The 19,583-nt window shown below is 68.7% G+C and carries 15 protein-coding genes; 11 read left to right on the forward strand and 4 right to left on the reverse strand.

The annotated features are described in order from the left end of the window. Positions 1–875: 875 nt before the first annotated feature. Positions 876–1,094, reverse strand: coding sequence for a hypothetical protein (locus J5V16_RS12470; protein WP_208496595.1), 219 nt, complete (start codon positions 1,092–1,094; stop codon positions 876–878). 130 nt (positions 1,095–1,224) lie between these two features. Between J5V16_RS12470 and J5V16_RS12475 the strand changes: the two genes are divergently transcribed. Next, entirely contained in the window at positions 1,225–2,790 is a 1,566-nt protein-coding gene (locus J5V16_RS12475) for a Rieske 2Fe-2S domain-containing protein (RefSeq protein ID WP_208496596.1), read from the forward strand. A gap of 49 nt (positions 2,791–2,839) precedes the next feature. Here J5V16_RS12475 and J5V16_RS12480 read toward each other — a convergent pair whose 3' ends face one another. Beyond that, positions 2,840–3,607, reverse strand: a complete 768-nt coding sequence (locus J5V16_RS12480) for a TetR/AcrR family transcriptional regulator (protein WP_208496597.1) — start codon at positions 3,605–3,607, stop codon at positions 2,840–2,842. 158 nt (positions 3,608–3,765) lie between these two features. On the opposite strand from J5V16_RS12480, the gene J5V16_RS12485 reads away from it, so the two are divergent. From J5V16_RS12485 to map, 10 genes are all read left to right on the forward strand, one after another. Next, positions 3,766–5,931 (forward strand): MMPL family transporter, encoded by a 2,166-nt coding sequence (locus J5V16_RS12485; RefSeq protein ID WP_208496598.1) that lies wholly within the window; start codon positions 3,766–3,768, stop codon positions 5,929–5,931. A gap of 219 nt (positions 5,932–6,150) precedes the next feature. Next, entirely contained in the window at positions 6,151–7,152 is a 1,002-nt protein-coding gene (locus tag J5V16_RS12490) for a carbohydrate ABC transporter permease (RefSeq protein ID WP_208496599.1), read from the forward strand. Next, on the forward strand, positions 7,136–8,029 hold the full coding sequence (locus J5V16_RS12495) for a carbohydrate ABC transporter permease (protein WP_408612413.1): 894 nt from the start codon (positions 7,136–7,138) through the stop codon (positions 8,027–8,029). The genes J5V16_RS12490 and J5V16_RS12495 overlap by 17 nt, the downstream gene beginning before the upstream one ends. Positions 8,030–8,073: 44 nt before the next feature. Then, positions 8,074–9,378, forward strand: a complete 1,305-nt coding sequence (locus J5V16_RS12500) for an ABC transporter substrate-binding protein (protein ID WP_208496601.1) — start codon at positions 8,074–8,076, stop codon at positions 9,376–9,378. Between the two features lie 189 nt (positions 9,379–9,567). Further along, positions 9,568–10,413, forward strand: coding sequence for a formyltetrahydrofolate deformylase (gene purU, locus J5V16_RS12505; RefSeq protein WP_208496602.1), 846 nt, complete (start codon positions 9,568–9,570; stop codon positions 10,411–10,413). Positions 10,414–10,449: 36 nt separating this feature from the next. Continuing rightward, positions 10,450–11,634 carry a 1-deoxy-D-xylulose-5-phosphate reductoisomerase gene (gene dxr, locus J5V16_RS12510; RefSeq protein WP_408612417.1) on the forward strand — a complete coding sequence of 395 codons (1,185 nt, stop codon included), beginning with the start codon at positions 10,450–10,452 and terminating at the stop codon, positions 11,632–11,634. A gap of 15 nt (positions 11,635–11,649) precedes the next feature. Further along, the gene (locus tag J5V16_RS12515; RefSeq protein ID WP_408612418.1) at positions 11,650–12,915 is read left to right on the forward strand and encodes a M50 family metallopeptidase; all 1,266 of its coding nucleotides are present in this window, start codon (positions 11,650–11,652) and stop codon (positions 12,913–12,915) included. Between the two features lie 28 nt (positions 12,916–12,943). Then, a complete protein-coding gene (gene ispG, locus J5V16_RS12520; protein WP_208496605.1) occupies positions 12,944–14,125 on the forward strand; it encodes a flavodoxin-dependent (E)-4-hydroxy-3-methylbut-2-enyl-diphosphate synthase in 1,182 nt (393 codons plus the stop codon). 239 nt (positions 14,126–14,364) lie between these two features. Beyond that, positions 14,365–14,895: a hypothetical protein gene (locus J5V16_RS12525; RefSeq protein WP_208496606.1), complete on the forward strand. Its 531-nt coding sequence runs from the start codon at positions 14,365–14,367 to the stop codon at positions 14,893–14,895. Between the two features lie 433 nt (positions 14,896–15,328). Then, on the forward strand, positions 15,329–16,225 hold the full coding sequence (map, locus tag J5V16_RS12530; protein WP_208496607.1) for a type I methionyl aminopeptidase: 897 nt from the start codon (positions 15,329–15,331) through the stop codon (positions 16,223–16,225). 144 nt (positions 16,226–16,369) lie between these two features. On the opposite strand, the gene J5V16_RS12535 is transcribed toward map, so the two are convergent. Together J5V16_RS12535 and J5V16_RS12540 are read right to left on the reverse strand one after the other, a co-directional pair. After that, positions 16,370–19,207: an FtsX-like permease family protein gene (locus J5V16_RS12535; protein ID WP_208496608.1), complete on the reverse strand. Its 2,838-nt coding sequence runs from the start codon at positions 19,205–19,207 to the stop codon at positions 16,370–16,372. 1 nt (position 19,208) lies between these two features. Beyond that, positions 19,209–19,583, reverse strand: a 375-nt coding sequence (locus tag J5V16_RS12540) for an ATP-binding cassette domain-containing protein (protein ID WP_208496609.1), incomplete at its 5' end; no start/stop codon positions are given.

Genomic DNA, 19,583 nt, shown 5'->3' on the forward strand with positions numbered 1-19,583 from the left:
CGGCGCCGACCCAGGCGATCCCGCAGAACCTCGTGAACGGCATGGGGCAGAACCCTATGGGCCGCCCCGAGCCGCAGCAGTCCGACCCGTACGGCGGTCCGCGCGGCCGCGACTACGGCCAGCCCGGCGGCGGCGGGTTCGGCCAGCAGGGCGGCCAGCAGCCGCAGGAGGACACCGGATACGGCCGCCGCGCGGCCGCCCCGAGTCCGCCCATGCAGCCGCAGGGCTTCGACCGCGGCCCGCAGCACGAGCCGACGGGCGGCTTCGGCGCGCCCGCCGGGCCGCCTCCCGGCCCCGCCGACGGCCCTGGGTTCGGCCCGCAAGGTGGACCGCAGGGCGCTCCGCCCGCGCCTCCCGTCGACAACACCGGCGGGTTCGGCCAGCAGGGCGGCGCGCCGCGAGGCGCGGCGACCCCGCCTGACTTCGGCCGCCGCAACCCGTACGAGGGCCGCGGCGCGTTCGAGGCCCCCGGCCGCCACGGCCGCGAGGAGATGACGACCGAGATGCGGGCGTCCGACTCCCCGTTCACCCCGGACGACGTGCAGCGCCTCGAGCAGATGCGCCGGGCCTTCCAGCCGCGCCGCTTCGGCTCGGGCTACGACCCCAGCCAGGTCGACCAGATGTTCGACGCGGTCTCCGCGGCGATGACCGGGCGCAACCCGGTGCCGCTCTCCGACCGTGAACTGGACACGAGCCAGTTCTCCCTGGTCCAGGGCGGGTACTTCGAGGCCGAAGTGGATTCGGCCCTGCGCGAGGTGCGCGAGATGTTCGCCCGCCGCGGCATGATGCACTGATGTGAGACGCGATGGAGGGGCGGGTCCGCGACAGCGGACCCGCCCCTCCGGCGTTCGTGACCCCGTTCCCGGGGCGGCGGCCTAGCGCAGACCGGTCTTGCGCATCCAGGCGTCGGAGACGATGACGCCGAGGAGCACGAGGACGGTGATGCCGATGAAGACGTCCTCGATCCAGCCCTGGTGGTTGCCGAACAGGTACGCCAGGTTGATGACGATGGCGACGCTCAGCGCGGTGTACAGGGCCTTGCGGCTGGTGGGCTTGCGCTGCGCGGGCGAGAGCACCTGCTCTTCTGCGGCCATGTGACTTCCTCCGACCTCTTCGTTGTTCGGCCACAGTCTCCCACGCCACAAGCCCGAACGTCCGGGCCCCGTCGATGCTGTGACTTGTAGGCTGGAAGGCGTCGTCGTCCTCTTGTCCGGAAGGGTCACTGTGCGAATCACCGGTACTGGCCACGCCAGCATGTTCATCGAGACCGCCGCGGGGTCGATCCTGTGCGATCCCTGGGTGAACCCCGCCTACTTCGCCTCGTGGTTCCCCTTCCCCGACAACTCGCAGCTGGACTGGGGCACGCTCGGCCAGGCCGACTACCTGTACGTCTCGCACCTGCACCGCGACCACTTCGACGAGGAGAACCTCTCGGAGCACATCAGCAAGGAGACGACGGTCCTGCTGCCCGAGTACCCCACCTCGGAGCTGGAGACCGAGCTGCGCGCCCTGGGCTTCCACAAGTTCATCAAGACCGTCTCCGAGGAGATCGTGGAGCTCCCCGGCGGCGTCAAGGTCATGATCCAGGCGCTCACGAGCCCCACGGACGGCCCGATCGGCGACTCGTCGCTGTGGGTCGAGGACGCCGACGGCACCCGCATGCTCAACCAGAACGACGCGCGCCCCACGGACATGAGCGTGTTCCTGCAGCACGGCAAGATCCACGCCCACCTGCTGCAGTTCTCGGGCGCGATCTGGTTCCCGATGGTCTACGAGCTGCCCGACAACGCCAAGCGCGCCTTCGGGAAGCAGAAGCGCGAGCGCGGCTTCGACCGCTCGCTGCGGTACATCGACGACGTCAAGGGCGACTGGGTGTTCCCGATCGCCGGCCCGCCCTGCTTCCTGGACGACTCGCTGTACCAGTTCAACGACGTGTTCGGCGACGAGGGCAACATCTTCCCCGACCAGATGGCCTATGTGGACTGGCTGGAGGAGCAGGGGCGCAAGCAGAACATCATCCTGCTGCCCGGTTCCGTGGCCGAGATCAGCGCCGACGGCTCGGCCTCGGTCGTGCACCCGGTCGACGACCTGCGCGAGTGGTTCGACAACAAGAAGCAGCACCTGGACGAGTACAAGGAGCGGATGCAGCCGCGCCTCGAAGCGGAGAAGGCCTCCTGGTCGCACCCGGAGATCGACGTCCTCGAGACCTTGCGCGAGCGCATCGAGCCCCTGATGGCGCAGGCCGAGCACATCGCCACCGGCATCGGCGGACCCGTCCGCTTCGACCTCACCGCCCCCGATTCGGACCAGGTCGTCGAGTCGATCGTGTTCGACTTCCTCGAGCGCAAGATCTACCCCGACGACGGGGCGAAGGTCCGCTACCGTTTCCGCACCGAGCGGCGCCTCATCGAGCACCTGCTGCACATCCGCGAGGTCGACTGGGTCAACTCGCTGTTCCTCTCCTGCCGCTTCACGGCCGCGCGCATCGGCCAGTACAACGAGTACGTGTACGCGTTCTTCAAGTGCCTCTCCGAGGAGCGCCTGCAGTACGCCGAGGGCTGGTACGCCGAGCAGCGCCCCGACGACGAGGACATCACGGTCCAGGGCTGGCAGTTCCAGCGCCGCTGCCCGCACCTCAAGGCCGACCTCTCGGTGTTCGGCAAGGTCGAGGACGGGGTCCTCACCTGCCAGATGCACGGCTGGAAGTGGAACCTGAAGTCCGGCAAGTGCATGACCTCGGTCGGGCACGACATCAGGAGCTGCCCTGCCGAAGAGGCTCCCGCCTCCTAGACGACGCGCGAAGGCCCGGACCGACGACGGTCCGGGCCTCTCCGCGTCCTCAGCCCTCGATGCCGAAGTCGTGCATCATCATCAGGATCTGGGACTTGTAGAACTCGTCCACGTGCTCCTGAACCGGCAGGTTCCCGAAGGCCTCCATCACGACCAGGCCGAACACCCGCACCCAGCCCGAGACGAACGAAAAGATCCACGCCAGCGGCACCGTCTCGCCGACGACGAACAGCGCGCACCGGTCCCGGAGCTCGGCGGTCAGCCCGGGGGAGAGCTCGGGCAGCTGCACCGGCGGGATACCGCCGCCCTGCGAACTCGTCTCCTCGTAGAACTTCGCGAGCTCGCCGCCGCACAGCTGCGCGTGCTCCATCGATTTGGCGGTGATCGGGTCGAACGGCAGCCCGGCCGCCTCGCCAGCCCGCGCGCACATCGCCATGGCGTTGTGGTCCTCCGGGAAGGAGATCATGAGCTCGAACTCGCGGCGGTTGGTCACCGCCCACTCGCGGAAGGCCCAGATCCAGGCCTTCATCCGTTCGAGGTGCGCCTCGGGCGGCGATGCGTCCATCGCCTTGCGGGTTTCGGCGATAAGTTCGTCGTAGAGGTCGCAGCACAGCTCCATGAGGAGTGCGTCCAGGCTGTCGAAGTAGCGGTAGAGCGCTGCAGCCGTGACGCCGACGTCGCGGGCGATGGCCCGCAGCGAGATCCCGCTGGGGCCGTGCTGCAGGAGCTGGCTTCTGGCGCTCGCCTTGATCTCGGCGATCGTCTCGGCGCGCATCCGTTCGCGACGGGACGGGCCTCCCGCGGTGTTCGAAGTCACTGCTCTCCTCAGGCTACAACTTAGTTAACGGTGTTGACTCTTTCGTGGGGCGTTTATTAAAGTGAACACCGTTAGCTAACTAATCAACGCTCACCATCCTACCGCCGGACGCCCCTCGCGCACCAGCGGTCAATGCCTCACCTTTTTTGGAGAAGCACATGTACTCCCTGCTAGGCAGAGCGGTCATCAAGGCCCGCTGGTTCATCGTCGCTGGTATCGCGGCCGTGTTCGCGATCGGCGCGACCTGGGGCCTCGGCGTGTTCGACGAGTTCACCGACGGAGGATACGTCTCCCAGGACTCCCGCTCCGTGGTCGACGCCGAGGCGATCGAGGAGGAGTTCGGCTCCATCGGGGCGGACGTGGTGGTGCTGTACGAGTCCGACACGCTCACCGCGGACGATCCGGCCTTCGCCGAGGCCGTCCAGGGCGCGGTCGCCGACATTGACGCTCTCGACGAGGTCAAGAGCGTCACCTCCTACTACGACACGCAGCTCCCGTCGTTCGTCTCCGAGGACGGGCACGCGACCTACGCGGCCGTCTCGCTCTCCGGCGCCTCCGACGAGGAGCTGGCCGGGGTCTACGAGTCGATCGAGGACGAGCTGCGGGACGCCGGGGACACCGGCGACCTCACCGTCTCCCTCGGCGGCGGCGCCGCGATCTTCGCCGACCTCAACGAGCAGGTCCAGCACGACCTCGAGATCGCCGAGATGATCTCGATGCCGATCCTGCTGCTCATCATGATCGTGGTCTTCGGCGCGCTCGTGGCCGCCTCGCTGCCGCTGCTCATCGGCGGCATGTCGATCCTCGGCGGCTTCGCCATCACCCGCGTCATCACCGAGTTCACCGACGTCTCGGTCTTCGCCGCGAACGTCATCACCATCATCGGCCTCGGCATGTCCATCGACTACTCGCTGTTCGTGCTGCGCCGGTTCCGCGAGGAGCTGGCGCACGGCCGCGACAAGCGCGCCGCCGTGCTCAACACCGTCGCCACCGCCGGCCGCACCGTCATGGTCTCCGGCATCATCATCGTCCTGTCGATGGGCGGCCTGCTCCTGGTCGACGTGCCGTTCCTGCACGGCATCGCGTACGGCGTCATGTCCGCGGTCGGCGTCGCCATGCTCTCGGCGCTCGTGGCGCTCCCGGCGGTCCTCTATCTGCTCGGCAACCGCGTCGACAAGGGCCGGCTGCCTTGGCGAAAGCACAAGCAGCCCAAGACCGACTCCGGGTTCTGGCACGGCCTCGCGGCCGGCGTCATGCGCCGCCCCGTGCTCGTGCTGCTGCCGGTCCTCGCGTTCATGGCGCTGCTCGCCAGCCCGATCCTCGGCGTCCAGTTCGGCGGCGTCGACGAGCGCGACATGCCGAAGGACGCGGAGTCGCGCGTGGTCACCGAGACGATCGCCGCCGACTTCCCCGGCGGTGGCGAGGAACGCTTCCAGGTCATGGTCACCGGTGGCCAAGAAGCGGCCGCGGAGGCCACCGAGGCGCTGCTGGCGCTCGACAACGTCGACGACGTCGTGCCCGCCGCAGAGCCGACCGCCGACGCGTTCCTGTTCGACGTCCTCTACGACCTCGACCCGTTCAGCGCCGACGCCCGCGCCCTCATCGAGGACGCCCGCGCGATCGAGATCGACGGCGCCGACCTGTACGTGACCGGCGGCGCCTCCGACCGGGTCGACATGCTCGACGCGATCGGCGAGGGCCTGCCCTACATGCTCGGCTACATCGTCATCGTCACGATGGCGGTCCTGTTCCTGGCCTTCGGCTCGATCGTGCTGCCGGTCAAGGCGGTCCTGATGAACGCCGTGTCGCTCGGCGCGGCCCTGGGCATCGTGGTGTGGATCTTCCAGGAGGGCCACCTCTCGGGCCTGCTGGACTTCACGCCCTCGGGCTACATCGACCCGTCGAACCTGCTGCTCATGATCGCGCTGCTCTTCGCCCTCGCCACCGACTACGAGGTCTTCCTGCTCTCGCGGGTGCGCGAGGAGTGGGACAAGGGCGCCGACAACCGCACCGCCGTCCTGCGCGGCATGCAGTCCACCGGCTCGATCATCACCGCCGCGGCCCTGATCCTCATCGTGGTGGTGGGCGCGTTCGCCTTCAGCGGCATCACCTTCATGAAGATGATCGGCCTGGGCATGGCGATCGCGATCTTCCTGGACGCGACCGTGGTGCGGATGCTGCTCGTGCCCGCCACGATGCGCCTGCTGGGCCGGGCCAACTGGTGGGTCCCGGGCCCGCTCGCCAGGCTGTACTCCAAGTACGGCATCAAGGAGGGCGACGACTCGGTCGCGCCCGTCGAGGAGCGGCCGCACGCCCACGTCTGAGCCCTGATCATCCACTAGGGAATCAGCGGCCCGCCCGGTGTGAACCGGGCGGGCCGTCTCGTGTTGCGGGAGTGGCGAAACCTCTATACGGGAACGTTCCCACTCCGCGACCCGAAAGATATCCATGAATTTAAGTTGAAGCATTGACACGGGGCAAGCGGTTGCATAGCCTGATGTGATCTAGGAGCAGACCCCCCCTCCGAAAGGTCCCAAAACCTTATGACCGACAACGATGTCGCTGTGGTGCGCCCGAAGCAGCGCAGCTCGGGAGCACCCCCCGGGCACGCCGCTTCCGCACCCTCCCCGGGCCCGGCACAGGCCCGCAGGAGGACCGGCACGACGATCCGCTCCCGCGAGCGGTGGGCCGCGCTGAGCTTCCTGTCGCCATGGCTGATCGGTCTCCTGGCCATCACCATCGGCCCCATGATCGCCTCGTTCTACCTCTCGTTCACCGACTACAGCCTCGGCTACGGCGAATGGGTCGGCGGCGAGAACTACGCCCGCATGCTCGACGACCCGCGGCTGGCCAACGCCATCAAGGTCACGGCCGTCTACACCTTCGTCTCGGTGCCCCTGCAGCTCGCCGCCGCGCTCCTCCTCGCGATCGTCCTCGACCGCGGCCTGCGCGGCATGGCCTTCTACCGCTCGGTCTTCTACCTGCCCTCGCTGCTCGGCGGCTCCGTCGCCATCGCGATCATGTGGCGGCAGGTCTTCGGCACCGAAGGCCTCGTCAACCAGCTCCTCGCGCTCTTCGGCATCCAGGGCGAAGGCTGGGTCTCCCACCCCGACTACGCCCTCGGCACCCTCATCATCCTGCACGTGTGGACCTTCGGCTCACCGATGATCATCTTCCTGGCGGGCCTGCGGCAGATCCCGAGCATGTACTACGAGGCCGCCAAGATCGACGGCGCCGGCGTCCTGCAGCGGTTCTGGAGCGTCACCCTGCCGCTGCTGACCCCCATCATCTTCTTCAACCTCGTGCTGCAGATCATCAACTCGTTCCAGTCCTTCACGCAGGCGTTCATCATCTCCAGCGGCAAGGGCGGCCCGGCCGACTCCACGATGTTCCTCACGCTCTACCTCTACGACCAGGGCTTCACCCAGTTCGACATGGGCTACGCCTCGGCCATCGCCTGGCTCCTGCTGGCCATCATCGCGATCTTCACCGCGCTCAACTTCCTCATGTCGAAATTCTGGGTGTTCTATGGCGACAATGACTGAGACTCCGACCCCCGCGCCGGCCCGGCCGCGCGCCAAGCAGTCCTCCGCGACGGTCGGATTGAAACGATTCGTCTTCCACCTGGTGCTCATCGCCGCCGCGATGGTCATGATCTACCCGCTGCTGTGGATGCTCTCGGCCAGCCTCAAACCGCTCGACGAGATCTTCTCCGACCCCGGCCTCGTCCCCTCCTCCTGGGAGTGGGGCAACTACGCCGACGGCTGGAACGCCCTGCCGCACCCGTTCGAGAAGTACATCTGGAACTCGATGGTCATCGTCGCCGGGTCCATCCTCGGCAACCTGGTCTCCTGCTCGATGGCCGCCTACGCCTTCGCCCGGCTCAAGTTCCCCATGCGCGGCATGCTCTTCGCGATCATGCTCGGCACCATCATGCTGCCGATCCACGTCGTGATCATCCCGCAGTACATCCTGTTCAACGAGCTCGGCTGGGTCGACACCTTCTGGCCCCTCATCGTGCCCAAGCTCTTGGCGACCGACGCGTTCTTCGTCTTCCTCATGGTCCAGTTCATCCGCGGACTGCCCAAGGAGCTCGACGAGGCCGCCTCCATCGACGGCTGCGGCTACTGGGGCACCTACCTGCGCGTCATCATGCCGCTGTGCATGCCCGCGCTGGCGACGACCGCGATCTTCACCTTCATCTGGACCTGGAACGACTTCTACTCGCAGCTGATCTACCTGCGCGACGTCGACCTCCAGACCGTGCCCCTGGCGCTGCGCCTGTTCATGGACTCGACGGGCACCACCAACTGGGGCGCGCTCTTCGCGATGTCTATTGTGGCTCTTGGCCCGATCTTCGGGTTCTTCCTCGCCGGGCAGCGCTACCTCGTTCGGGGTATCGCCACCACCGGCATCAAGTAAATCCGGCAACCAGCCCTCACACAGTCCTGAAAGGACGACAGATAATGCAGTCATCCAACCCCTCGGGCGTCTCTCGGAGAACGCTCGCCAAAGCCGGGATCTTCGGCGCCGCGGCCGCTCCCCTCCTCGCGGCCTGCGGCGGCGAAGGCGGCGGAGACAAGGGCGACGGCGAACTGGACTTCTGGTGGTGGGGCTCCGACCCCCGCCACGAGTACACCCAGAAGATCGTCGACGCCTTCCTCGCCAAGAACGAGGGCATCACGATCAAGCCCAGCCCGAACGAGTTCGACTCCTACTGGGACGCCCTCAACGTCTCGGTCTCGGGCAACAACGCGCCGGACGTCCTCCAGCAGGACGACCGCTACCTGCGCGACTACGCCGACAAGAACGCGCTCCTCGCGCTCGAAGAGCTCGACATCGACCTGTCGAACATCGAGGAGGGCACCCTCAAGACCGGTCAGTTCGACGGCAAGACCTACGGCATCCCCACCGGCGTGAACGCGATGGCACTCGTGGTCAACCCCGCGCTCGTCGAGGCGGCCGGCGTGGCCATGCCCGACGACAAGACCTGGACCTGGGCCGACTTCATGCAGTTCACCACGGACATCTCGGCGTCCGGCAAGGCGATCGGCAACTCGGCCATCACGTTCCCGAACGAGTCGCTGTTCAACGTGTTCGCCCGCCAGCGCGGCGAGAGCCTGTACACCGAGGACGGCAAGCTCGGCTTCACCCCCGAGACGATGAACGCCTGGTGGCAGATGGTCATCGACCTGCGCGACTCCGGGGCCATTCCGGAGGCGAGCAAGATCGTCGAGTCCTTCGCCGCGGGCCAGGACCAGGCCCCGCTGGCGACCGGCGCCGGTGCGACCGAGTTCTACTGGACGAACCAGATCGGGGCGCTCCAGAAGGTGCTCGGATCGGAGCTGGTGCTGCTGCGCGTGCCGGGGGAGTCGGAGGGCTCGCAGCCGGGCCTGTACCTGAAGTCGGCCATGTTCTGGTCGGTCTCGCGGACCACCTCGGACCGGGCCGCTGCGGCGAAGCTGGTGGACTTCCTGCTCAACAGCGACGAGTCGCTGGACCTCATGCTCGGCGACCGGGGCCTGCCCTCGAACATGGCGCAGCGGGAGCGGATCCTGCCGCAGCTGCCGGCGGACCAGGCGCTGGGTGCGGCGTACATCGCCGACCTGACGCCGGACCTGGCCGCGGGCCCGCCGGTGCCGCCGGTCGGCTCGGGCTCGGCGGCGGACATCATGCTCGGCGTGTTCGAGACGATGATCTTCGACTCGACCACGGTCGAGGAGACCACGGCGTCGTTCATGGAGCAGTTGAGCGCGGAGATCGGCGCCTAAAATCAAGTACTGAGGGTGACTTGTATTTCACTCTGAGTGTGTTATATTGAAGGTCGAAGGGCGAACTTGAAAGAGTCCGCCCTTCCTCCTTGTCCAGGGCCCGCCGCCCCGAGCGTGACGCCCCGTGACAATCCGCCCGTGAGTGAACTCCATTGTCGCCCGCCCGGAGCCCTCCGTATCATTGGTAGGATGACCAGCCAGTTCGTGCTCACGCTCTCGTGCCCCGACCGCCTCGGCATCGTGTACGCCGTCTCGGGTTTCCTCACCCGCCGCGACGCCAACATCGAGGACTCCCAGCAGTTCTCCGAGCACGGATCGGGCCGCTTCTTCATGCGGGTCGAGTTCAACACTGCCGCTCAGCGCGACGAGCTGGCCGTGGGCTTCACCGAGATCGCCCGCGAATTCGACATGGACTGGCAGCTCCATGACCGCGCCGTCAAGCGCCGCGTCCTCATCATGGCCTCCAAGCAGGGCCACTGCCTCAACGACCTGCTCTACCGCTTCCGCATCGGCGCCCTCCACGGCGAGGCCGCCGCGGTCGTCTCGAACCACCCCGACTGGGCCGACCTGGCCGCCTCGTCGGGCGTGCCCTTCCACTACCTGCCCGTCGGCCCCGAGGGCAAGGCCGTGCAGGAGCAGCGGATCCTCGACCTCATCGAAGAGGAGCGCATCGACACCGTGGTCCTGGCCCGGTACATGCAGATCCTCTCCTCGGACTTCTGCGCCAAGCTCCCCGGCAAGATCCTCAACATCCACCACTCGTTCCTGCCGAGCTTCAAGGGCGCCAAGCCCTACCACCAAGCGCACGACCGCGGCGTCAAGCTCATCGGCGCGACCTGCCACTACGTCACCGCCGACCTCGACGAGGGCCCCATCATCGAGCAGGAGGTCGCGCGCGTCGACCACGCGCACAGCCCCGAGGAGCTGGTGGCCGCCGGCCGCGACCTCGAATCGACCTGCCTGGCCCGCGGCCTGGCCGCCCACCTGGACGACCGCGTCCTCATCAACGGCACCAAAACGGTGGTTTTCCGCTAGCGGATAATCATGCCCGTGACTGACCAACGCGAGATCGTGCTCCTGGGGTCCACCGGCTCCATCGGGACTCAGGCCATCGACATCGTCCGCAGCAACCCCGACCGCTTCCGCGTCGTCGGCATCGGCGCGGGCGGCGGCAATCCGGCGCTCCTGGCCGAGCAGGCGATCGAACTGGGCGTCGACGTCGTCGCGGTCGCCGACGCGAAGGCCCTCGAGGACGTGCAGCTGCGCCTGTTCGCGGCCGCGACCAAGCAGGGCTGGACCTCCGGCGACGCCCGCATGCCCAAGCTCATCGCGGGCCGCGGCGCCATGGCCGAGCTCGCGGCCTGGCCCTGCGACACCGTCCTCAACGGCATCAACGGCTCCATCGGGCTCGCCCCGACCCTCGCCGCCCTCGAAGCGGGACGCCAAGTGGCCCTTGCCAACAAGGAGTCCCTCGTCGCGGGCGGCCCGCTCGTGCGGGAGGTCGCGCGGCCCGGCCAGCTCGTCCCGGTCGACTCCGAGCACTCCGCGCTGGCGCAGTGCCTGCGCTCGGGTTCGATGGAGCGGGTCGCGAAGCTCGTGCTCACCGCCTCAGGCGGGCCGTTCCGCGGCAGGTCGCGCGGCGAGCTCGCCGAGGTCACGGTCGAGCAGGCGCTGGCGCACCCGACCTGGGCCATGGGGCCGGTCGTCACGATCAACTCCGCGACCATGGTGAACAAGGCGCTCGAGGTGATCGAGGCCCACGAGCTCTTCGACGTGTCGTACGACGACATCGAGGTGGTCGTGCACCCGCAGTCGGTGATCCACTCGATGGTCGAGTTCACCGACGGCTCCACCATCGCCCAGGCCTCCCCGCCGGACATGCGCCTGCCCATCGGCCACGCGCTCGCCTGGCCCGACCGCCTCCCCGGATCCGCCCGCCCGGTCGACTGGACGAAGGCCGCCGACTGGCACTTCGAGCCGCTCGACGCGACCGCGTTCCCGGCGGTCGCCCTCGCCAAGGACGCCGGCCGCGCCGGCGGCCTCATGCCCGCCGTCTACAACGCCGCCAACGAGGAGGCCGTCGCGGCCTTCCGCGACGGGCGGCTCCCGTTCCTCGGCATCGTCGACACGATTTCGAGCGTTCTCGAAGCTGCTCCCGAGTTCGGCCGACCCGGAAGTGTCGCAGACGTACTCGAGGCGGAGAACTGGGCGCGCGCGTGCGCCCGACGGCTAGTGTTGGACGCGTCCGAGCGTTAGAAGGAGACCGACTTGCTGGCCTACATCACCGGGATCGTCCTGTTCGCGTTGGCGATCCTCATCTCCGTGAGCCTGCACGAATTCGGCCACATGCTCACGGCCAAGGGCTTCGGCATGAAGGTCACCCGCTACTTCGTGGGCTTCGGACCCACCCTGTGGTCCTTCCGGAAGGGCGAGACCGAGTACGGCCTCAAGGGCATCCCGCTCGGCGGGTTCGTCAAGATCACCGGCATGACCCCGCTCGAGGAGGACGAGGAGGAGCTCTCCGAGGCCGACAAGAAGCGGGTGTTCTGGCGCAAGCCGCTGTGGCAGCGCACGGTCGTGCTCGCGGCCGGCTCGGTCACGCACTTCATCATCGGCTTCATCGCCCTGTGGATCCTGGTCTCCTTCGTCGGCGTCGTCGCCAACCCGGCCTACGCCGAGCGGATCACCGAATCCGAGCAGAACGCGCAGGTCACGGTCGCACCGTGCGTCGAGTCCACCGACACCACCGCCCCCGCGGCGGGCGACTGTGCCGCAGGCCAGATCGAAGGCCCGGCCTACGCCGCCGGCATCGAGGACGGCGACGCGATCACTTCCGTGGGCGGCACCGCCGTCACCGACTGGGAGTCGCTCGTCGCCACCGTCTCCGGCCTCACCCCGGAGCAGCCGGTCGAGGTCACCGTCGACCGCGACGGCACCGCGAAGACCGTCGAGGTCGTCCCGTACGCGGCCACCGCCGAGAAGGAGGACGGCACGACCGAGACGGTCGCCCGCCTCGGCGTCTTCGTGTACAGCGACCCCGCGATCGCCCCGACCGTCGCGGTCGGCCCGATCGACGGCATCGGCGAGACCTTCAGCTCCACCGGCGAGATGTTCAAGGAGACGTTCATCGCCCTCGGCCAGCTGCCCTCGAAGATCCCGCCGCTGTGGGACGCGATCATGGGCGGCGAGCGCAGCGCGGACTCGCCCGTCAGCGTCGTGGGCGCCTCGCGCCTCGGCGGTGAGATGGTCCAGTACGACCAGTGGGCGATGTTCTTCATGCTCCTGGTGGTCCTGAACTACTTCATCGGCATCTTCAACCTGCTGCCGCTCCTGCCGATGGACGGCGGGCACATCGCGATCGCCTGGTTCGAGAAGGCCCGGTCGTGGATCGCCGTGAAGCGAGGAAAAATCGATCCCGGGCGTGTCGATTACATGAAACTCATGCCGCTCACCTACGCTGTGATCGTCCTCCTGGGCGGCTTCATGCTGCTGACGATCACCGCAGACATCGTCAACCCGATCACTATCTTCAACTAACCCGCGAATCAGGGTGGAAACTGGCCACATGACCGCAGTGAACCTCGGTATCCCCACCAAGCGCCACGACCACGAGGTCGAACCGCTCGCCCCGCGCCGCCCGACCCGGCAGCTCAACGTCGGCGGCGTCCTCGTCGGCGGCGGCGCGCCCATCAGCGTCCAGTCGATGACCACCACCCGCACCTCGGACATCGGCGCGACGCTGCAGCAGATCGCCGAGCTCACCGCCACAGGCTGCCAGATCGTCCGCGTCGCGTGCCCGACCCAGGACGACGCCGACGCGCTCAAGGTCATCGCGAAGCAGTCGCAGATCCCGGTCATCGCGGACATCCACTTCCAGCCGAAGTACGTCTTCGCCGCGATCGATGCCGGGTGCGCCGCCGTGCGCGTCAACCCCGGCAACATCAAGCAGTTCGACGACCGGGTGGGGGAGATCGCCAAGGCCGCCAAGGACGCCGGGACGCCGATCCGCATCGGGGTGAACGCCGGGTCGCTCGACAAGCGGCTGCTCGCCAAGTACGGCAAGGCCACCCCGGAGGCGCTGGTCGAGTCCGCGCTGTGGGAGGCCTCGCTGTTCGAGGAGCACGACTTCCGCGACATCAAGATCTCGGTCAAGCACAACGACCCGGTCGTCATGATCAAGGCCTACCGGCTCCTGTCCCAGCAGTGCGACTACCCGCTGCACCTGGGCGTCACCGAGGCCGGCCCCGCCTTCCAGGGCACCATCAAGTCCGCCGCCGCGTTCGGCGCGCTCCTCGCCGAGGGCATCGGCGACACCATCCGCGTCTCCCTCTCGGCCCCGCCGGTCGAGGAGGTCAAGGTCGGCAACCAGATCCTGGAGTCGATGGGCCTCAAGGAGCGCGGCCTGGAGATCGTCTCGTGCCCGTCGTGCGGGCGCGCCCAGGTGGACGTGTACACGCTCGCCGAGCAGGTCACGGCCGGGCTCGAGGGCCTGCCGGTCCCGCTGCGCGTGGCCGTCATGGGCTGCGTCGTGAACGGCCCCGGCGAGGCCCGCGAGGCCGACCTGGGCGTGGCGAGCGGCAACGGCCGCGGCCAGATCTTCGTCAAGGGCGAGGTCATCCGCACCGTCCCGGAGTCGCAGATCGTGGAGACGCTCATCGAGGAGGCCGTGAAGCTGGCCGAGGCGATGGGCGCGGACCTGCCCGAGGAGCTCAAGGGCCTGGCCGGACCGGTCGTCCAAGTCCACTGACGGAACTGTCGGATCGCCGACTCACCCGTCGGCGATCCTTCTTTAGGCTGGTCAGCAGCACCAGTTGAGGGCTTCGCGACACGACGGAAAATCCGACATCGAGCGCATCTTGTGCGAAATTCCACAAACGTGACTACAGGGGATTTCGCCGAACCGCCGTCCGGTGCCGCGCATAATGACTTCCGTGCGTGTCAAGCGCAGCTGACGGCTGCGTCCGCGAAAGGGGAGGGCGACCTGGCATGGGGAAGTTCGAACGGCAGATTTCCGAGGGCGTCACCAAGTACTACTGGTACCCGGGCGAGAAGGCCGACTGGATCCGAGGCGTGCTCACCGTCCTCGGCGGCGGCCTGCTCTTCGCCCTGATATACGTGGTCACCAAGAACAGCCTGCTCGCCGCAGTCGTCTCCGGCACCGCCGTCCAAGCGGTCGTCGGCGCCTACCTCGGCCGCCGCGACGCCGCCGGCCTCTCGGAGTTCCACGACCCCGCGACCGAGCGTCGCGAGGCGGTCGTCGACGGCACCCGCGCCGCCTGGCGCGGCACCCTCCAAGGCCTGCTGTGCGCCGGTTCGGCCATGCTCGTGCTGAACATGCCGCACTCGGGGTTCCTCGCCGACTGGGTGCTGCCGTTCGTGCCCTCGATCATCGGCGCGCTCGCCCACTCCGGCGGGATGCTCTGGGAGCGGCTGGCCCGGGAGGTCGGCACCGCCGACATGGACGTGGCCGCCGAGGCTGACGCGGAAGCGCCCACCAAGGAGCTCGAAGCCGCCTGATCACGAGGCTTTCGCCAAGGCCCGCAGCCGATCCGAAGGCTGCGGGCCTTCGCGCTGCGCGGGGTAGAGGTGTGGTGAGCCGACGCGGGGCGACTGCACGCCGCCTGGGTTGGACAGGCGGGGCGCTCGACCGCGGGAGGTGTCGTATTGCCGCGTCCGGCCAGAGCCGGGCGGCGGCGCTCTCGCGGGAGCCGCGCCCCGCGCCGGCTCGGTAGGAGAGTCCGCCACGGGGTCCCGGACCGCCCCGCCCGAACATTCGGACAGGGGTGCGCCGGTCGTCCCAGCATGCGGCCTGGCGAGCGGGAACGCAAGAGGTTTTCGCGTCCGCGGGTCGATTTCTACGCGGCTGCTCGGTGACGGCGACACTGCCCGGCGCCGGCCCGCGGGCTTCGCCGCGGCGGCCCCCGCGAACCCCTCAAGTTAGGCTTGGCGGATGGAAACCCGTCCCGCGCTGCGCCCAGGCAGGCAGAGTCCCCGCAGGAACGTCCCCGAAGCGATCGAGCGGCCCGAATACGTCGGCAAGCCCGCGCCTTCCCCGTTCACCGGCTCCGAGGTGAAGGACGCCGAGACCATCGAGCGGATGCGCATCGCCGGGCGCATCGCCGCCGACGCCCTCGAGAACGTCGGCAAGGCCGTCGCCCCCGGCGTCACCACCGACGAGCTCGACCGGATCGTCCACGAAAACCTGTGCGACCTCGGCGCCTACCCCTCGACGCTCGGCTACCGCGGCTACCCGAAGTCCTGCTGCACCTCGCTCAACGAGGTCATCTGCCACGGCATCCCCGACTCCACCGTGGTGCAGGACGGCGACATCGTCAACATCGACATCACCGCCTTCATCGGCGGCGTCCACGGCGACTGCAACGCCACCTTCCTCGCCGGCGACGTCTCTCAGGAGGCCCGCGACCTCGTGGAGCGCACCTGGGCGGCCACCTGGCGCGGCATCAAGGCCGTCAAGCCCGGCCGCCAGCTCAACGTCGTAGGCAAGGTCATCGAGGCCTACGCGAAGCGCTTCGGCTACGGCGTCGTCCGCCAGTTCACCGGCCACGGCATCGGCACCGCGTTCCACTCTGGCCTCTACGTGCCCCACTATGACAACCCGGGCCTCGAGGTCGAGATCGAGACCGGCATGACCTTCACCATCGAGCCGATGATCAACCTCGGCACCGCCGAGCACGAGATGTGGGACGACGGCTGGACCGCCGTCACCCGCGACCGCAAGTGGACCGCCCAGTTCGAGCACACCCTCCTCGTCACCGACGACGGCTTCGAGATCCTGACCATGCCCTCCAGCGGCGTCCCGGCCGGAACGCCCGAGCACCAGCGTTGAGTGGCAGCGGGTTCCTACCCTGACGCGGGCGGCGCCGGTCCGTGAGATGCCGATGTCTCCGAGGGGTTGAGCCGGCGCCGCCCCCGCGACAGGCCAAGGGCCCCAGTGCGAACCGCACTGGGGCCCTCAGCTCTCCCCGGAGGGCTACGTCAAGCGCCGCTCGCTGGGGAGCCGCGCCTTGGTGAACAGGAGCGCCCCGACCGCGGCGATGACCGGGACGGCCACCAGCATGATCGCGAAACTCGTCCACGGCAGTTCCCAGCCGTAGAGGGTCTCGAACGGGTAGCTGTTCGTCATGGGCCGGTTCAGCGCCTCGCGGATCAGCGCGTAACCGATCAGCCCCGCGAACGTGCCCATCAGCGTGCCGAACACCGCGATCATCGTCGTCTGCCACATCGCGAACCGCTTGCGCAGGCCCGGCGCCGCGCCGACCGCGCCGAGCGTGGTCATGTCCTTCGTCTGCTCGGCGATGATCAGCCCGGTCGACACCGCGGTCGAACCGAGGGTGATGAGCGCGCACAGCCCGGCCACGGCCAGCAGGATGTAGAGCGTCTCGGTGTCTCGGTAGTCGGCCACGCTGAAGCCCGCCGAGACCGAGTCGTCCGACAGCTTGGCGCGCATGTCCGCGCTGATCGCCTCGCGAAGCGTCCCGTCGATCGGCGTGGACGTCTCGATCAGGTACCGCTGCGACCACACCGAGGGCTCCATGCCCACCAGCTCGGCCGCGCCGGGGCTGAACATGACCCCGCCGTAACCCAGCAGGTCCTTGTGCACCGCCATGGCGGGCACTTCGACCTCGTAGACCTTCGGCTCGGACGCAGTCCCCTCCTCCTCGACCATCTCCGAGACCTCCTGCGTGAAGACCACGGTGCCCTCGGCGGTGACCGCCCACTTGTCGGCCACGAGCACGCCGCCGTCCTCCAGGACCGCCACGGCCGCGTCGAGCTCATCGCCATCGAGCCCCGTGTACGCGGCGACGACCGCCGGGTCGGTGGTGGCGGGGACGTCGTACATGCCGTACCCGTACGCGTCCGACTCCTCGTCGCAGTGCGGGTCCTGGCGGGCCTGCTCCACCGCCACCGCGATCTGCTCCTCCGTCTCGGTCGGGAGCTCCCAGTACACGCACATGTTCTCGTCGGGCCGCACGAGCTGCAGCCAGCACCAGATCTCCGCGCCCTCCCGGAAGTCGGCCTCCTTGCCGCAGGTCTGCGATTCGCCCACCGCATTCACCGGGATCAGCTCCAGGTCGTCCAGGTGCTGGGCCAGGCGCGCCTCGGACTCCGCGAGCCCGCTCTCCCAGTCTGGATCGCCGATCGGCTCGCCCGTCTCCGGGTCGTACTCCTCGGTTTCGTTGTAGAGGACCAGCGACGCGGTCCCCTCCGGCAGCATCCGCTCCTGTCCGGCCTCGTTGCGCACGTTGTCCGCGGCCATCGTCAGCGTGAACGCCATGCCGGCGGCCACGACGCCGAGGACCGCCGCGATCGCAGGGGCCGCGGAGCCGCGGTTGCGCCCGGCCTCCCGCAGCGCCATGCGCGGCGCGAGCGGCATCCAGCGCCCGAGCTTCGCCGTCACCGCCAGGAGCGCCGGCGTGCAGGCCACCAAGCCGAGCTGCAGCAGCACGATCGCGCTCGCCATGAGCGGCATGTTCCAGATCGAGATGCCCGCGAAGCCCGCGACCAGACCGCCCGCGACCATGACCAGGCCGATGACGAGCCAGCGCTTCGAGCCCTTGCGGTTCGGCGTGCGGCCCATGAGCGCCGCGACCACGTTGATGCGCGAGGCGCTGATCGCGGCGGCCAGCGCCGAGAGCAGGCCCGTGGCGATGGCGGCGAGGACGAGCAGGCCCTGCAGCCACGGCAGGGTCTCCAGGCCCGGGGTGCGGTGGCCGACGAGCTGCTCGAGTAGCGGCCGCCCGACGGCGACGACGCCGATGCCGATGAGGACCGCGACCACTGCGGCGATGATGCCGAACAGGATGCCGCCGGCGAGGACGACGCCGCGGATCTGGCGAGGTGTCGCGCCGTTGGCGCTCATGAGCGCGAACTCGCGGGTGCGCCGCTTCGCGCTGATCGCGAACGCCGGACCCGCCAGCAGGATGACCTCCATGACCACGGAGACCACGATCAGCGCGTAGAGCGTGAGGTAGAACGAGTCCATCGGGTCCTCGTAGTACATGCCCTCGGGGGTGGTGGGCGGCGTGTCCAGCAGCGCCCCCGACCACACGGTCAGCCCGACCTCGTTGAGCGCCGAGGCGTCCTCGGGCGTGAACGCCTCAGGCGTGTCCACCAGCCATCCGGTGGTGTCGTTCGGGAAGAACGAGGCGATCGCATACTCGCCGTTGATGTCCCACGGGATCTCCACGATCCCGCTGACCTCGTGCTCCTCGCCGGACAGCCCGGCCAGGAACGTGACCGTGTCGCCCACGCCCACCTCGAGGTGCGCGGCCGCGTCCTCGGTGAGCACGATCTGGTCGCGGATCGGCGCCGAACCCTCGAGGTACGTGAAACCGGCCGCCTCGTAGTTCGGGTGGCTCAGGTCGTAGCCGATGACGCCGATCTCGCCGATGCCGCTGGGCGTCTCGACCTCGGCCTGCTCCGCGCTGCCCGGCCACGTGCTGTAAGGGGTGATTCGGGTCCCGATGGGCAGCTGGTTGAGGATGCCCCCCTCGGTGATCCCCGGGGGCTCCTCATCGGTGTCGGCGTCCTCCCAGTCCCACCATGGGTAGCTCTCGTCCCAGGTGTGCTGGGAGATCGGCAGCCCGGGGTAGACCTCTTCGATGTACGCGTCGTTCGTCCCGACGTACTGCTCCACCTCCTGTTCGGCGTCAAGCGTGACGGTGTCGAACGCGCTGGCGCCGATGGCGACGCCGAGCAGCGGCAGTCCCAGCAGGGTGATCGAGAGCGCCGAGCGCCCCTTGTAGCGCCACGCTTCGCGGCGCGCGATCCTGAAAGCGAGACGTTGGCTCGCCAGCAGTCGCTTCACGCTACGAACCCGCGCCTTCGAGCAGGCTGTCCGCTCCGGCGAGCGGCGCGGAGGTGTCGATGATCCGGCCGTCGCGCAGGAACACGACCCGGTCGGCCCAGCCCGCGTGCCGTGCGTCGTGGGTGACCAGGAGTCCGGCCGCGCCCGCGTCCACGCGGCGGCGCAGCAGCTTCAACACCTCCTCGCCCGTGTGCGAGTCGAGCGCGCCGGTCGGCTCGTCCGCCAGCACCAGGCGCCGCTCGCCGATCAACGCCCGGGCGATGGCCACACGCTGGGCCTGTCCGCCGGAGATCTCATCGGGGAACCGGTCGGCCTGCTTGACATCGAGCCCGACCTCTTCGAGGGCCGCGAGCGCCAGCTTGCGGGCCTTGGAGGA

Origin of the sequence: Glycomyces niveus, from assembly GCF_017592475.1 — a bacterium.
GTDB lineage: Bacteria > Actinomycetota > Actinomycetes > Mycobacteriales > Micromonosporaceae > Glycomyces > Glycomyces niveus.

What these genes read in the sequence shown, in the direction of transcription:
- ispG (WP_208496605.1), top strand. Translation starts at nt 12,944, where the DNA reads ATGACCGCAGTGAACCTCGGTATCCCCACCAAGCGCCACGACCACGAG.
- J5V16_RS12500 (WP_208496601.1), top strand. Translation starts at nt 8,074, where the DNA reads ATGCAGTCATCCAACCCCTCGGGCGTCTCTCGGAGAACGCTCGCCAAA.
- J5V16_RS12485 (WP_208496598.1), top strand. Translation starts at nt 3,766, where the DNA reads ATGTACTCCCTGCTAGGCAGAGCGGTCATCAAGGCCCGCTGGTTCATC.
- purU (WP_208496602.1), top strand. Translation starts at nt 9,568, where the DNA reads ATGACCAGCCAGTTCGTGCTCACGCTCTCGTGCCCCGACCGCCTCGGC.
- J5V16_RS12525 (WP_208496606.1), top strand. Translation starts at nt 14,365, where the DNA reads ATGGGGAAGTTCGAACGGCAGATTTCCGAGGGCGTCACCAAGTACTAC.
- J5V16_RS12495 (WP_408612413.1), top strand. Translation starts at nt 7,136, where the DNA reads ATGGCGACAATGACTGAGACTCCGACCCCCGCGCCGGCCCGGCCGCGC.
- J5V16_RS12470 (WP_208496595.1), bottom strand. Translation starts at nt 1,094, where the DNA reads ATGGCCGCAGAAGAGCAGGTGCTCTCGCCCGCGCAGCGCAAGCCCACC.
- map (WP_208496607.1), top strand. Translation starts at nt 15,329, where the DNA reads ATGGAAACCCGTCCCGCGCTGCGCCCAGGCAGGCAGAGTCCCCGCAGG.
- J5V16_RS12490 (WP_208496599.1), top strand. Translation starts at nt 6,151, where the DNA reads ATGACCGACAACGATGTCGCTGTGGTGCGCCCGAAGCAGCGCAGCTCG.